This is a genomic window from Vibrio fluminensis (assembly GCF_015278125.1).
GTDB classification, from domain to species: domain Bacteria; phylum Pseudomonadota; class Gammaproteobacteria; order Enterobacterales; family Vibrionaceae; genus Vibrio; species Vibrio fluminensis.
Window position 1 is genome coordinate 308,726 of sequence record NZ_JADILO010000001.1, and the last position, 14,768, is coordinate 323,493.

The following is a 14,768-nucleotide window of genomic DNA, read 5'->3' on the forward strand; positions in this document are numbered from 1 at the left end:
ATAATCTCCTCGATTGTTTGAGGAAAATTATAGTGATAGGCTTATGATTAAATTAGGTCATTTCGCGCCAAAAATTCGAGAGTAAAAATGGACAAAATTCATCTATCTAGTTCTAACAATTTGCTCCCTTTTATTAACTACTTTACTCGCTACGATCTAGATTGGCGTAAAGTCGCTCTTCAACACGCGATTCCTGAAGACATCCAAACCAACACTTATTGGCTCCCATCAGACCAATGCATCAGTTTTATTGCGTCCATGGTACAGCTGAGCAAACGCAAAATAGGAATCGAAGTTGGTCATTTAATTAACATCAAACAAATATCTCCCGAGTTGGATACCGCGTTAAGCCAATGCCATAATCTTGAGCAAGCATTGCACGAGTTGAACGACCTGATGCCAACGCTGAACAACCATGTCATGTTATGGGTTTCAAAAATCGACGATCGTTGGTTTCTCTGCCACCGGAGTGCATTTCCGCCCACCACGAGAGGTTATGAACAAGCAGAGTGGTTCCGCTCATTGGCTTTGATTTCTTTGTGCAAGACATTTCTCGGCAACCATTGGCTCCCCAAAAATATAAAGATGCGCTCACCCGCTCACCTATCTCGCCAGTTGGTGAGTTCTTTTCAACAATCAAATTTGAGTTTTGACCATGAATATGGCGCAATAGAAATTGAACTAGCTGAAGAGTTTATCGCCATAGAGATGGCTGACAATGAGCCTAAATGGCTAGAAAAAATTGAACAACTAATGGATACCTATGCCGCATTACCTCACTTAACTTTAGAGTGGTTTTGTCCACTGATTGGCACCTCAACGCGGACTTTTCAACGTAAACTCAATCAGCACCAAACCAGCTTCAAAGCGCTTCGAGACAATGCTCGATATCAACGAGCAAGGAAATGTTTAGAGAGTGGTACAACACCATTTGAAACAGCTTGGCGGTGTGGCTTCAATGATTTGTCTAACTTTAATCGAGCATTTAAGAGCTGGAGTCATGTCACTCCAGCCCAATATAAAAAAAGTAAAACCAAACGCTAACCTAAGCTGCTCGATTACGCTGATTCGGCTTATTGTAAACCACGCAGAAGTTACCGCGCTTGGTACGACACTTTGAACAGCGTTCACAATCAACTGGTTTGCGATCGGCTTCTAACCAGCGCTTAACTAGCAATGGTTCAGCCATCAAAGGACGCGACAAAGCAAAGTATTGGATATTAGTGCGCTCAGCGATCTCTTCAATCGCGCAGATATCACCTAATCCACCAACGGTAATCACTGGCACATTCACGTCTTGACTGATCACATCGCCATATTCGTGGAAATAGCCTTCAGCTTGTAGCGTGTAGCCATCAAATTGTTCGCCAATCATAGTGCTAGCATTTCCGTGAATGTTGCCGGAAATAATGATCGCATCAACACCTAACTCTTCTAGCTTCTTACATACAACGCGTGTTTCATCAAAGGTGGCGCCACCCTCAAAAAACTCGGTAGCAGTAAGCTTAACCAAGATTGGGAAATTATCACCGACAAGTTTACGCGTTGCTTGATAAATCTCGACTAAGAAACGCATGCGGTTTTCTAAGCTACCGCCATATTCGTCTTCACGCTGGTTGTAGTATGGGCTTAAGAATTGGTTGATCAAGTAAGTGTGCGCCGCATGGATTTCAACGCCATCAAAACCTGAGTCTTGCGCACGCTTGCTTGCCAATGCAAAAGCTTCAACTATGTAGTCGATTTCTGCTTTTGTCATCGCCTTACCTTGCGTTTTGGTACCGCGTTCAGGCACTTCACTTGGTGCAAAGATTACGCGTTCACCCACGTTAAACGTGGTTTTAGTGCCGCCATAAGCAAGCTGCATAACAATTTTCGAGTCGTATTGGTGCACCAGATCCGTCAATTTTTGGTATTCAGGGATAAATGAATCGTTGTACATCCCCATCATACCTGCGTTCGGCTTCTCTTCTTCAACAATGTTGGCATAACCCGTCACGATCAAGCCAACTTCACCTTGTGCCAGCTCCTCATAGATCTCATAGAGACGATCTGTCATGTGGCCATCTTCTGTAGCAAGGTTTTCCCACGTTGCGCTGCGCACAAAGCGGTTTTTTAAAGTCATGTTGCCAATACGGCTTGGGGAAAATAGGAAACTCACATCCAATCCTCTAAGTGTTTATTATTTTTATTGTCTCAATATTCGCGATTTTTCATCGCTTGAGAGCAAGAACAAAAAAGAGAACAGCCATGCATCACTGCATAGCTGTTCTCTTTTGTGCACTTTAAACCACAAAGTTTATGAGCTAATGATACGCTCTAGCGACAGCAAAACCTTAATCTAGATTAACTATTTGTAGTAAATTTAAAAAAAAGTGAGGGTTTTTACGCTTAATACTACTAAAGCCTTGCTTTCGTCGCCTCTAAACAATAACGAAATACGCACGAAAATAGCCGATATAACCCTTCCCACTAAGGTTGAGATAGCTTAATCATTGAAATAAGGGACGGAGATAAATTGATACGAGTTATTTTATAAAATAAAGGTCGAAACAATCGGCTTAAATTTATAAATTAACCCGCAAGCCTCACCCTATATAGGATTGTAAAAAAGCACATACAAATCAATTAGAAAAGCTAATGTAAAGATCAAAAAATAATTGTAATTTTATTGCAGTTTTTATTTGACGCATGTCACATTTTGAGTAATATTTACCGTGTCTTTTGAAACTTGATTACATAAGGTGGAGACTATGAACTCAGCACTACTATCAATGTTGGACACTGATAAGGCTACTCAAACAGAAACTAAAAGCACTCAACAAGTATCGACTCTAGAAGAAGTCCTAACACTTGCAGTAATGTTCGTTTCTACTTCAGCAGTAGTTCTGTTACTAAGCCTATCTTGGGTACTGTAACCAGCCTTTCACGGAATTGAAAAAGCGATACTCTCAGCAAATATTTGTGAGAGTATCGCCTTAAATCATTAGTTTATCTAACTAAAATCACTTTCTAAAGTGAACTTATTTCAGCGATCCCCTCCCAGATGGGGTTGTCTACTATCAGCCATCCCGACACGACAAACAGACAAGACGCATAAAATAGGTTCATCGCCTTTTGATATGAAGGACTGTTAGATACTTTCGCCAACAATTGCCCCATCTTGATCCAAACTAAGTGTATTGAGATATTGAGTATTGCCAGCCATAGAACTAAAACTAAGGTTCCTTGCTCACCGAATAACAAATAGGCTTGATCGGTAAAGAGTGTAAACATCAAAAAGACCATCAACCAACCTTTGCTATTCAATAACTGAATAACTAATCCATCGACAAAACCCAAAGTCTTCTGTACCGAGATCTCAGACTTAGCATCGGTTTGGATAAATTTAGCCCCCAAGTAGAGTAAGTATAACGCGCCCAGAATCTGCATAGCATTCATGACATGGGGATAATTTTCGACAAACTTACCCAACCCGAAGCCAATCACCAATGACTTCACTATAAAAACACTGTCAACTCCAGTAAGAAGCGGAATAGAGCGCTTAACACCAACTTTTGCTCCCGATGCTGCAAATACAATGTTTGCTGGGCCAGGACTAAAAACCAGTGGAAACATCACACTAAACCACAAGAAAAATAAACTCATAAGCCACCTCTCAAAATCGATGACATAAGATTATTTCAATATCTTTCGCCTCTCTTGTACAAAATTGAACCATATCTTATTTAAGGGGATCTCGGAGAGTAATTCATAGGAGTGACGCCAAAAACTCGTTTGAAATTACGCGATAAGTGGCTCTGATCATAGAAACCACATGCGAGCGAAATATCTACACAACTTTTGCCCTCAGCTAAAAGCTGTTTAGCTTTACGGGTTTTGACTAACAACATAAATTGATGAGGGGTAACACCAAACTGTGCTTTGAAACTTCTAATAATTTGAAACTTAGTCTTCCCCGTAACTTCCTCTAGTTGTTCAAGAGTCAAGTTTTCATGCCAGTTATCAATAATGTAATCCCGTGCCGTATATGCACCGAACATATCAATGGCCCGACTACTATCAATGGATTTCAGCGTGCTATGGTGAGTAAACAATCTATCTAAAGCACTCGCCAATAGCGATTGCTTGGTAAGGTCAAAACTCGTCAATTCAAGGCTTAAATGCAATTGATGTAGTTGATTAAACAAAAGCGGGTCATCAATAACAGGTCTTGTAACGATCGGATCTAACGAAACATCATGGTCAGAAAATTGCTTCGCCAGCATTTCAAGATCAAAATAGAACATCCGATATCGCCAGCCTGTAGAAGTGGCTGCAAATCCAGTATGAATTTCTGAAGGATTTATCGCAACAATCTGATTTTCAGGGATAACCACATTATTGCCTCGGTAGTATAGCCCCTCGGCCCCTGCTTCAATTAAACCGATTGCCAGTTCATCATGCCAGTGCTTTGAAAACTCAAATGTAGTGTAACTTGCAGAGAGTAACTCAATACCCGGCAAGGAGTCATTGGTCCAAATCGTCGATTTTTCCATCCGCGCTCCGTATCAAAAATCAGACGCTAGTTAAATCAGTCTAACGATAGAAAGTAGTGATAAGTCCCCAATTCTCTCTGATAACCAAGTGACTCATACAGCTTTTGAGCATTGAGATTATCTTCCGCCGTTTCTAAAGCTAAACCTTTGACCTTATCGCACTCAGCTAATTCTCTGGCGGCATTCATCAATCGTTTTGCAACCCCAAGACCTCGGGCCGTTGGAATGACATAAAGATCATTTAAAATCCATGTTCTTGCGGCCGATACTGAAGAAAATCCACGAAAAAGCTGCGTAAAACCTACTGCATTATTATCCGCGTCAATCGCTAGAAAGATTATTGATTCATTATTAGATAATCGCTCTTGAAGAAAATCACGAGCTTTCTCTACATCACTAGTTTGCGAATAGAAAACACGGTAAGCGTCAAATAACGGTACGATACTCTCAAGGTCGTTAATAGTGGCGGTTATTACTTTCATATTTAAATCCATTTATCTGAGTTGGCCTCACAGCCCAACTTTCTTAATTACTAAGCTTTCTTAGTTACCATGTTGAGAGAGTTTGGTTCTAACGCTAAATTTCCACGACAGAATAAGTATGCCAATGCTTCATTACTCCCAGAGACGTTGACGCTCGTTCGTCTCGCTCAAAAAATCGGACAATTTCGAAGTTATCAAATAACACGAGATTGCATCCACTTGCATCATAGTTAATGATCCTTACTTATGTGTTTAGTTCCATTACCTCACGTAAGTTTGCAACCCTAACATAAGCACTGAACACATCTCTTTACTCTTGACGAAAAATAGAAATTGGTCGCATCAATAGAACGTATCGAACAAACTAGTGGCTTGAAGTATTAGAAAACAGATTGATCACCACCACTCCGCTCACAATCAATACCATCCCAATCACAGCCGCTAAATCCAGTTTCTGCTTAAACACAACTGCAGCGACTAAGGAGATCAGTACCACACCTAAACCGGACCAAATTGCATAAGCAATACCAACCGGAATCGTACGCAGCACCAAAGAAAGAAAATAGAAAGCGACGCTATAGCCAATCACGACGACAACACTTGGCACCAATTGAGTAAAGCCTTGGGAAGATTTTAACGCTCCGGTAGCGATAACTTCAGCGACAATAGCAATCGTCAAATAAATGTATCCCATCATTCAACCTCAATAGTGATAAACGGCTTAACTTAACGTTAAAGGCCGATGTCAGGCAAGTATGCTACCCACGAGCATAATGACGCCAGCAGAAACCAACTTAGTAAATAACACCACCCAGATGCAGTCGCCAAAACTGGCGTTAGCGGCTTTACTCAGTAAGTAGATAAAGAGAACTAAGCCACCAACCCAACCAACAACAGGGATTAGTGACACCAATGAAACAATCACAGCGATTATCAATAATGCTCGAAACTCTACCGAGACAAATGAAAGCCGAGAGGCGATAAACATACAGCAAGTAGTGGTAAACACATCCGTGGCAAAGATGAGAGCTTCCAAACCCATAGCGACCTCAACAACATTATAGATTTACGCAAACCCTACTCACTTTTTGCCATGGTGTCAGTGAGCTTTGATTGAATTTTAGACTGGCAGAGAAATCGACCTCGATAAAACATGCACCACGCGAGCGAGATCGTTAACACGCTTTACACGCAACATATTGCTTTATCATTCGCTAATGATACGTATAATCCCCTGCTCTTTTATTCCACACTCAAACAAGAGTTAAACATGTCAAAACTGTTTTTTAAGGGTCGCATTGACGCTCGACAAAGCCACGTAATTTCTGGTTACAACGTAAACCGCGATGTGAAACCTGGCAGTGAAGAAGCCCCTATCTCTGTTACTGTTGCTAGCGAAGCTCGCAAGACAGAGATTGAAGCAATTGTTGAACAGCACGCTCTATTTGCCAACATCGTGGTTGATGCCAGTAAAGAAGAAAATACCATTGAATTGGACACAGTAATCAACAAGCCGACTACGACTGTTTTTGAAAAAACACCAAACAGAAACGATCCATGTAGCTGTGGTAGTGGCAAGAAATACAAGAAGTGCTGCGCTTAAATAAGCAATAGTGGGTGATTAGTTCACCCACTTATCTTTCCTCAGCGATGACGCTAAAATGCCTTTTCCACCCAAGATTCAATGCTGATGGCATCATGACGCCACGACTCAATCACGCAGTCAATCAATTCACCGTGACGATCATAATTCACACGCTCAACTACAATTGCTGGAGTGCCTACAGTCGCTCTCAATGCTTGTGCCGGTTCACCCAATAAAGACGTGGTCGCGATTCGAAAACTCGACTTATGGTAACTCACTGCGAAAGCGTCACGATAAACATCGCTCAGAGGTTGGCTAAGATCATTCTTCAACAAATTAGGGAAACGCTCTGAACGGATGTATTTCGTCACATACGCCACTGGACGGTCTTCTAAATAACGTACCTGTTCGACACGATAAACATCAGTAAAAGGGGCTAAGTTGAGCAGACGAGTGGCAACCTTGTCGGCTAAAATACCTTTGGCTACTATCAACTCGGTTTTGGCAACTCGATTCTGTGCTTGCGCCATATCAGAAAAATTGGGCGCTTGAGTGAGATCGTAGCGCAATGGTAGCGGTGAGATAAACCAACCACGGCGGTCTTCACGATAAATTCGACCTTCGGCTTCAAGCAGCGACAACGCTTCACGCAAAGTAACACGAGTCGTATCAAATGATTCAGCAAGCTTACGCTCTGCAGGCAACTTTTGCCTTGGCGACAACATACCCGCTTCTATTTGCTCTACTATCGAATCTTTAATCTTTACGTATTGCACTCGATGCCCTTTTCTATTTCCATCGCTCTTTGCTTTAACGCATATTACCTGAGAAAAATTCGCTAATACATTGAAAAATAGAAAAGAGAGCATTCGCTCTCTTTGAACTAATTCAGACTTGGATGATCTCAACTTTTAGCGGCTACCCGGTTCGCGCTTTCTGTATTCATAGCGCACATCAAGTACAGGTTGGTAAGCCACTTTACCATCACCACGTAAAAACTCATCAACCGTGACTCTCGTATCAGTAATGGAGAATGAGTTGCGGTCTACATAATCAAACGCTGACGAAAACTCGTTGCGCAGTTCTCGTGATGACTTATTGCGATAGTCATTGATCATATTTAAACCTGCGTCATAAGCCGCTTGTTTAGAATGGACAACATCGCCCTCAATAGTGGTGACTTTGCTTTGCCAATGGTAACCACCAGCAAATACACTTGATGCTGCGGTAAGCGCTAGTAGACCTGCAATAGTTGTTAAGCTTTTCATATCTCTTCCCTTCCTAGTGATTTAACTTAATGCATTAGGATATGGCTGACTGCTTGCTCTTATCCTTGCTCAAAACTCGTGTCTAACAAGTTTGTTGCCGATAGAGACCTTGCCAGTTTGTAAGGAATTTCATCGTATTCTATGAATTAAATCTAACTCTTTTCGGAACTTTTTTTGGAGAGAAAATTGCTTAAACTCATCGCCATTGCAAGCCACTGTTTAATCTAATTGATTCTCGAGCAATAGCCATGAAAGAGTTTGGCCGACCAAATATGAGCTTAAGGTTTTTATATTGAACCGTTCTTAATAAGATCTCATTGCGATATAGATCGGTGAACTAGACTGAGACTAAATAGAATCTTCTGCTTGTCGAGGTCGAAGACAACACATCACTTTTCCTTTTACGATACGAATCCTTTTTCCACTTAAAACTGTCGTTTTTTTTAAGCTTTGTCACTATTAATTGGCTTCAATGCACAATATTTCATCCGTTCATCACTCTTTGATAATTTACTGATTAGTAACACTTTAGTACCAGTAAATATACAACTAAACTAATAAAGATATTCGCTTGCTATCGTGTCAGGGAGACAATAATAATGCAGTCAATTCTACGTCGGTTCCCACTCTACGTTATCGTGAGCTTTGCTGTGGCAATACCTGTTGTTATCGCCATCGCTCTTGCCGCTCTCGATATTTTTGCCCTCAACAACAAATCACAAGCCACAATCAAAGACGAACAACTGGTTAATCTCGTGATTCATTATGACGATCTCGCTCATAACTTAGCGGTTGAACGGGGATTAACTGCCGGAGTACTTGGAAGTAAAGGTAATCGAGAAATCGTCGACAATCTAAGAAATCAAAGAGCCAAGGTCGATGCAGCAATTAACCAGCTAGAACAATTCAAATCGCAAGCCATTGATAGCCAATTGACGGGCTCGCTACTAAAAGATATCAACTCACAGCTGGCTAAGCTCAATGAAGTTCGCCAAGGGGTCGATAAACTCAAGCCACAAATCGCACCGTTTGGTTACTACTCAAACCTCAATCAACTCATCATCGACAATATTGATTTGTTGATCAGCGAAACTCGTAGCCATGAGCTGAGTGCATTAGGTAAATCTCTCATTTCTGTTGTCGTGATGAAAGAGCGTGCCGGACAAGTTCGCGGCGCGTTAAACGGTGTCTTCGCAAAAGGCAGCGCGACTCCCGTTGTCTATAACGACATCAAAGGCTATATCCAATCCGGTGAATACGCACTACGTAGCGCTAAAATCATCATGCCTGTCGAATTTGCTAGCCAACTCGATCGACTGCAAAGCAACCGTGCTTGGTTAGATGTAGAACAAGTACAACAGCAATTTCTAGCACAGAGTCGCTCGCTTGATGCCATTCAGGGACCCAAAGCCACTGAGTGGTTTCCAATGGCGACCCAACGAATTGGTTTGCTCAATCAGCTTCGTAATGCAATTCAAGCAAACATGCAATCCTATGCCTCTAACGTGTCAGCCCAATCCATTTTCGATCGTAACTTACTCGCTGGGATAACCATTGTTAGCACGCTAATTATCGCATTTGTCTTGCTATCAATCGTCTCGGGACTTAGAAATCGCGTGGGTAACATTAAACGCTCACTTAACGCCATGTCGGATCAAAATGACTTAACGTGCCAATTAAAAGTAAGTGGCAACGATGAGATCTCCTCCATAGCCAAAAACACCAACAAACTTATCGGCAACCTAAAGCACCTATTGCTCGATGTCACCAAAACCAATAATCACAATACCGAGCGTTTGGTTCGTATCGTGAAATCTTCAAAGCAGTTAGAGCAAAGCAGCCACTCTACGATTGCCAAATGTGACAACATCGCCACTGCGATGACTCAACTGGCACAATCCAGTGTGGGTATTGCTGAATCGGCAGAACGAGCAATGGACGACACGACAGCCATGAATAACCAAGTTCATGAATGCCAACAACAGAGTGCACGTTCATTTAAATCGGTAGAAAGCCTCATTGATCAAATCAATGCAACCGAGCAGTGCATGGCTGAACTGGCTGCTGACACCCAAAGCATTGGGCAAATTGTCGAGACGATCAATGGCGTCTCAGAGCAAACCAACCTACTCGCACTCAACGCTGCGATTGAGGCAGCAAGAGCTGGTGAGCATGGACGTGGCTTCGCTGTCGTGTCGTCAGAAGTTCGCGATTTAGCGCAGCGCAGCCAAGAAGCCACTGAAAACATCGAGAAACTATTAGCCAAGATCAGTGAGAAAACCCGCTTCTCGGTTGAAAGTATGGCGAGCAGTAAAAAAGCCAGTGATGCCACTTTCGAGTCAGTAAAACACGTTAACGAGAGCGTCGCTATGCTTGAAACCAGCATTGAGCACGTCAATAGCCATATTAGTTCAATTGCCCAATCAACGATTGAACAGTCAAAAGCGTGTGAAGCGATTGATAAGGACGTCGATATTCTTAACGAGATTGCTCACCAAACCAGCAGCCAAGCGGATGATCTCAACCATATCGTTAATGGTTACCAAGCCGAAGCGGATGAACTTAAAGAGCAACTAGATCGCTTCAAACTCAGTTAATTTGTGTTAATAGGCTAGACTTGGATAAAAAAAGCCCGATATCAAACTAGGATTATCGGGCTTTTTGGGGATACTAGAATCCAGACTCAATTAGGTCATCAATAAACACTGAGTGAACGCATCACCTTGTTGCGACTCACCACCAATCAAAGCCAAACCGTATGGTGTTGTCAGAGCCACACCATACGCAGCGCCTTGAGGTAATTTGCCTGCTAATTGCCATTCACAGCCATCAAAACACCATAAATTGTCAGTGAATGTCTTGGTCAAACCTTGGTGACTGTAGTATTGCTCTGAGCGGTAGTTATTTTGACTGCCAACAAAATATGCCCCACCCGCTACAACCCATAAATCACCAATCTCACCGCAAAATGCGCCTGCAAGTCCTTCGTGAGAAGGGTCCGCTTCAAAGATAGAAGGCAGATAACCACTTTCAACCAATTTGCCGTCACTGAATTGAAACTGTTTGGTCTGCAAACTACGTAGCCCAGGCTTCACTTCACCTTCGACCAGTACTAAGCCTTGTTCTGAGCGAAATACACCGGCACCACAGTTCGCTTGGAACGGGTTTGCCGCCACTCGGCTCCACTGTTTCGTCACACAATCAAAGCGGTAAATTTGGTCATTCCATTGATAGGCTTCAATCGGACGTGACATAAATTCAACCAAGGTTGCTTGTTTTAGCTCGGGCTGCTGCGCTAACTCCGGAGAGCTCAACTGAGCCATCAATCCATCAAATTGGCTCTTGTTATAGCCACCGACAAAGTAAAGGCTTCCTTCGCTAGCCAAACCGGCTGCCCCAAGCAAACCCACTGGGATTTGCTCGGTAACTAAACTCCAGCTATCTTGCTCGCAATCATAGTAATAGCCATCATCTAAGACCGTGGTATAGCCGAGTTCTTCGGTTGTCCCTGCGCCAGAAAACACATAGCAGCCACCATCAACAGGTACACATACTGAGTCATTACGCGCCACACCAGGAAAAGCGGCTTTTTCTTGCCAAACCTTCTGATCGTCGAGATCAAGCATCCACCATTGATTGCCTAGACTTCCTAGACCGACATAGATGGTTTGATGATGAGAAAATCCCACACCGTTCTTTAACCCCACAGGCAAAGAAGGCAACGGTGAAAACTGCATTTTCATGTTTAATCCTGTTGTTCGATTTGTTTGCCGTTCCATGTCAGCATCGCGACTTTGGTACTTGCTGATTTATCGGCTTTCTCGCCACCAACTATCAACACACCTTGAGGAACGGTGAACGAAAGTCCATATGCAACGCCTTCTGCAAGGTCGTTACCCTGCTTCCACGCACCATCTTTAAATACATAAGTTTCAGCATTAAAGGCTTTCGCTAAACCGTTATGAGCAAACATATTGCCGTGGTCAAAAGCTTGTTTAGCACCATGGAAGTTTGCACCACCAGCGACCAGCACTGCACCGTTACTCATCCCTGCAAATGCCCCCGCGACACCTTCTTGCAATGGTTGAGATTCAGGCGTTGGTAATGGATGCTCGCTTATCCATGGTTGTGCTTGACCAAATTGATAAGTTTTCACTTCAGCAGTGCGTAACCCTGGCTTAATTTCACCGCTAATCAGCAGTGCATTTTGTTTATCGGTGACTAACGCCGCGCCGCAATTAGGTAGATAAGGAGATGAACCTAAATCTTGCCATTGATTAGTGCTTGGATTAAAGCTCAATACTTGTCTATTCCATTGGTAATCAACCGGTTTTAGCCCCATGTAATCATCAACAATTTTCTGCCATTTTTCAGGCTGTGCTTTTTGATCTGTGGTTAAAATGTCAGATAAATACTTGTCGAAAAGAGGTTTGTTATAACCGCCAAAGAACACCACTTGTTGATTATCTGGAGAATAAGAAGCCGCACCTAACAAACCAACAGGCGCTGTGGTTTGCATTTGCGACCAGCTGTTATTCTGTGAATCGAAGCGATAAACGGTATCGAAAATGACCGGTGATTTTGCTTTGGCATCCGCTTTACCCGAGCCACCAAAGATATAGATATCCTCACCAATCACTGACGCTGTCGCGCCATCTCGAGCAGGACCAGTAAATTGGGCTTGTTTTTGCCAACCCTTTTCAAGGTTGTCCAAATCCAACATATAAAAGTCCTGACCAAGTGAGCCTAAACCAACATAAATCTTGGAGTCGACTTGCGCGCCAACGCCATTTTTTACGCCTTGCGGTAAGTCAGGCCAAGCTTGATTTGCAGATACAGAGAAGGCAGCAAGCAAAGGTGCCGTCAACAGTACAGGGTACAACGTTTTGAGGTAACAGTTCATGTTCATTATTTCCTTATTAAACATGGAGATTGGTCTCTATCGGACTTTATCTTCCACAAAATAAAACAAAAATATTTTCCACTACCACATCTAAATAAAAATATTTCCTTTATACAAATTGCAAAATAAAGCCCGCACATTGCAGGCTCATAAAATAAACCACTTATTTCAGTAACGGCATTACCACCTGTGCGGTATCCAATACTGACTCTGAGTACTCTGGGTAACTCTCAATCAAGTTGTTCACTAGCACATCAACCAATAGCAATGCACCCACTTTTGATGCAAACGCCCCCCCGGTTAATGGACCTTCTGGTCTCGCTGCCACCAACATCTCTGAGCAGATAGTGCTAAGTGGACTGTGGCTAATGTTGGTTAACGCAATCACGGGAATATCGCGATCATGAGCTTGCGTCACCGCATGGATCACTTCACGAGTTGATCCCGAACTTGAAATCGCAAACCACAAATCGCCCTGTTCACTACGCACCGCATTCATAGCGGCTAAGTGAGTGTCTTCAAACATGGTCACTTTCTTACCAATTCGCAGTAAACGATAAGCCAAGTAACGACCAACAATACTAGAAGCGCCAACACCAACACAGTTAATGAACTTGGCTTCATGCACACGTTCACTGATCTTCGCTAAGGATTTACGATCAATCAGTTTCGCGGTATCTAGCAGACCTGCTGCGGCATTTTGTGCCGACACATCACAAATATCTCCTTCGATATCCTGTGCGCTTCGAGCCTGAGTTTGAGAAAGCTCAACCGCCAAAGCCATACGAAAGTCTGAATAACCTTTGTAACCCATGTCGCGGCATAAGCGAACCACGGTCGCTTCACTGGTCGCGGTATTACGCGCCAAGTCAGTAATAGTTTGATACTGAACCTCATTGGCGTTTTCTGAAATGTATTCCGCTACCACTCGCAATTTCTTGCTTAACGGCTCGATATTCGAACGTAGTCGAACTAGTAAATTTTTAGGTGAGCCCATACGTTGCCTCATGTCGACATCATCATTTTTGCTGCGGCAAAAATATCAAAAACGGCGTATTATTGACACTGTTGACCAGCAAAACGCCTTACAATTCATGTTACTTGAAGTAAATATCGTCTATTACGCGAGCGAGTAGACCTTTTTGCTGATTCGATAGCGGCAAAAATGGCTCGCGGCAATGTCCGCAATCTACACCTTTCTCGTGCATTAGGAATTTAATCGACTGATACACGCCGTGTTTTAACAGCTCCGCGGTAACGCTATTCACTTTACGTTGCAGCGCCATCGCCGTTTCAGTGTCACCACCTTGCATCGCGTCGAACATCGCGACATAGTCAGCCGACATTAGGTTATAGGTGCTACCGATACCGCCACTTGCCCCCATCTGCAAGCCATTCACCAACATGGTATCTTCACCGTGGAAAATCACGCTGTCGGCAAAGCGTTGACGCAGTTGCTCGATAAAGAACATATCGCTGGTGGTATGTTTTAGCCCAATCACATTCGGCAGCTCTGATAACTCAAATAGCTCTTGATGAGTAAAATTCACCCCTGTCGTACCTGGGATGTTATACAAGAGCAGCGGCACTAACGAATACTCTGCAATACTACGATAAAAATGCCCTACTTCAGCTTTACTAAAGCCGTAGTAAAATGGTGGCGTGGCAGAAATCACGCTGTACTCGGCAGCAACCGCACTGTCGATTAACTGCTTTACCTCAAACAGAGAGATAGCCCCAACATGGGCAATAAGCGGCACTCTACCGCGATTGATTTTAGCAATCTCGCCCAGTAACCATTGGCGCTCTTTTATTGACATCATAAAACATTCAGAAGAGCTACCACCGACATAAAATCCGTGTACGCCTTGACGTATATGATGTTCAAACATTGCTTCTAAACAACTAAAATCAATCTCACCATTTAATTTAAATGGTGTCATTAACGGCAGGTAAATCCCTTGCATATCGCACTCCAGCGTTCGATTCTCAGGC

General features: G+C 43.0%; 16 protein-coding genes and 1 pseudogene. 4 read left to right on the forward strand and 13 right to left on the reverse strand.

Annotated elements, in window-relative coordinates; translation table 11 throughout:
- Positions 1 to 87: 87 nt before the first annotated feature.
- The gene (locus IRQ95_RS01370; protein ID WP_194435221.1) at positions 88 to 1,044 is read left to right on the forward strand and encodes a helix-turn-helix domain-containing protein; all 957 of its coding nucleotides are present in this window, start codon (positions 88 to 90) and stop codon (positions 1,042 to 1,044) included.
- 1 nt (position 1,045) lies between these two features.
- Here the strand turns inward: IRQ95_RS01370 and IRQ95_RS01375 are convergent, their stop codons facing one another.
- On the reverse strand, positions 1,046 to 2,158 hold the full coding sequence (locus tag IRQ95_RS01375) for an oxidoreductase (RefSeq protein ID WP_194435222.1): 1,113 nt from the start codon (positions 2,156 to 2,158) through the stop codon (positions 1,046 to 1,048).
- 592 nt (positions 2,159 to 2,750) lie between these two features.
- On the opposite strand from IRQ95_RS01375, the gene IRQ95_RS01380 reads away from it, so the two are divergent.
- On the forward strand, positions 2,751 to 2,915 hold the full coding sequence (locus IRQ95_RS01380) for a hypothetical protein (RefSeq protein ID WP_194435223.1): 165 nt from the start codon (positions 2,751 to 2,753) through the stop codon (positions 2,913 to 2,915).
- Between the two features lie 94 nt (positions 2,916 to 3,009).
- Here the strand turns inward: IRQ95_RS01380 and IRQ95_RS01385 are convergent, their stop codons facing one another.
- From IRQ95_RS01385 to IRQ95_RS01405, 6 genes and pseudogenes are all read right to left on the reverse strand, one after another.
- Positions 3,010 to 3,645, reverse strand: a complete 636-nt coding sequence (locus IRQ95_RS01385; RefSeq protein WP_194435224.1) for a LysE family translocator — start codon at positions 3,643 to 3,645, stop codon at positions 3,010 to 3,012.
- A gap of 80 nt (positions 3,646 to 3,725) precedes the next feature.
- Complete coding sequence (locus IRQ95_RS01390) at positions 3,726 to 4,535, reverse strand: AraC family transcriptional regulator (RefSeq protein ID WP_194435225.1); 810 nt, start codon at positions 4,533 to 4,535, stop codon at positions 3,726 to 3,728.
- 35 nt (positions 4,536 to 4,570) lie between these two features.
- The gene (locus IRQ95_RS01395; protein ID WP_194435226.1) at positions 4,571 to 5,017 is read right to left on the reverse strand and encodes a GNAT family N-acetyltransferase; all 447 of its coding nucleotides are present in this window, start codon (positions 5,015 to 5,017) and stop codon (positions 4,571 to 4,573) included.
- A 94-nt stretch (positions 5,018 to 5,111) separates the two neighbouring features.
- Positions 5,112 to 5,225: pseudogene (locus IRQ95_RS22160) on the reverse strand (SAM-dependent methyltransferase); the annotation flags it as partial.
- A 156-nt stretch (positions 5,226 to 5,381) separates the two neighbouring features.
- Positions 5,382 to 5,714 carry a DMT family transporter gene (locus IRQ95_RS01400; protein ID WP_194435227.1) on the reverse strand — a complete coding sequence of 111 codons (333 nt, stop codon included), beginning with the start codon at positions 5,712 to 5,714 and terminating at the stop codon, positions 5,382 to 5,384.
- 48 nt (positions 5,715 to 5,762) lie between these two features.
- Positions 5,763 to 6,059: a hypothetical protein gene (locus IRQ95_RS01405; protein WP_194435228.1), complete on the reverse strand. Its 297-nt coding sequence runs from the start codon at positions 6,057 to 6,059 to the stop codon at positions 5,763 to 5,765.
- Positions 6,060 to 6,287: 228 nt separating this feature from the next.
- Between IRQ95_RS01405 and IRQ95_RS01410 the strand changes: the two genes are divergently transcribed.
- On the forward strand, positions 6,288 to 6,620 hold the full coding sequence (locus IRQ95_RS01410) for a PBPRA1643 family SWIM/SEC-C metal-binding motif protein (protein WP_194435229.1): 333 nt from the start codon (positions 6,288 to 6,290) through the stop codon (positions 6,618 to 6,620).
- Between the two features lie 53 nt (positions 6,621 to 6,673).
- On the opposite strand, the gene phnR is transcribed toward IRQ95_RS01410, so the two are convergent.
- Both phnR and IRQ95_RS01420 read right to left on the reverse strand, forming a co-directional pair.
- Positions 6,674 to 7,378: a phosphonate utilization transcriptional regulator PhnR gene (phnR, locus tag IRQ95_RS01415; protein WP_194435230.1), complete on the reverse strand. Its 705-nt coding sequence runs from the start codon at positions 7,376 to 7,378 to the stop codon at positions 6,674 to 6,676.
- Between the two features lie 135 nt (positions 7,379 to 7,513).
- Complete coding sequence (locus tag IRQ95_RS01420; protein ID WP_075649881.1) at positions 7,514 to 7,870, reverse strand: DUF3316 domain-containing protein; 357 nt, start codon at positions 7,868 to 7,870, stop codon at positions 7,514 to 7,516.
- 599 nt (positions 7,871 to 8,469) lie between these two features.
- Between IRQ95_RS01420 and IRQ95_RS01425 the strand changes: the two genes are divergently transcribed.
- Positions 8,470 to 10,467, forward strand: a complete 1,998-nt coding sequence (locus IRQ95_RS01425; protein WP_194435231.1) for a methyl-accepting chemotaxis protein — start codon at positions 8,470 to 8,472, stop codon at positions 10,465 to 10,467.
- A 90-nt stretch (positions 10,468 to 10,557) separates the two neighbouring features.
- Here IRQ95_RS01425 and IRQ95_RS01430 read toward each other — a convergent pair whose 3' ends face one another.
- The 4 genes from IRQ95_RS01430 to IRQ95_RS01445 all read right to left on the reverse strand — a co-directional run bounded on the left by IRQ95_RS01430 (position 10,558) and on the right by IRQ95_RS01445 (position 14,740).
- Complete coding sequence (locus tag IRQ95_RS01430; RefSeq protein ID WP_194435232.1) at positions 10,558 to 11,613, reverse strand: YjhT family mutarotase; 1,056 nt, start codon at positions 11,611 to 11,613, stop codon at positions 10,558 to 10,560.
- 2 nt (positions 11,614 to 11,615) lie between these two features.
- Positions 11,616 to 12,773: an N-acetylneuraminate epimerase gene (locus IRQ95_RS01435; protein WP_431358043.1), complete on the reverse strand. Its 1,158-nt coding sequence runs from the start codon at positions 12,771 to 12,773 to the stop codon at positions 11,616 to 11,618.
- 163 nt (positions 12,774 to 12,936) lie between these two features.
- Entirely contained in the window at positions 12,937 to 13,770 is an 834-nt protein-coding gene (locus tag IRQ95_RS01440) for a MurR/RpiR family transcriptional regulator (protein ID WP_194435234.1), read from the reverse strand.
- A 100-nt stretch (positions 13,771 to 13,870) separates the two neighbouring features.
- The gene (locus tag IRQ95_RS01445) at positions 13,871 to 14,740 is read right to left on the reverse strand and encodes an N-acetylneuraminate lyase (protein WP_194435235.1); all 870 of its coding nucleotides are present in this window, start codon (positions 14,738 to 14,740) and stop codon (positions 13,871 to 13,873) included.
- Positions 14,741 to 14,768 lie beyond the last annotated feature (28 nt).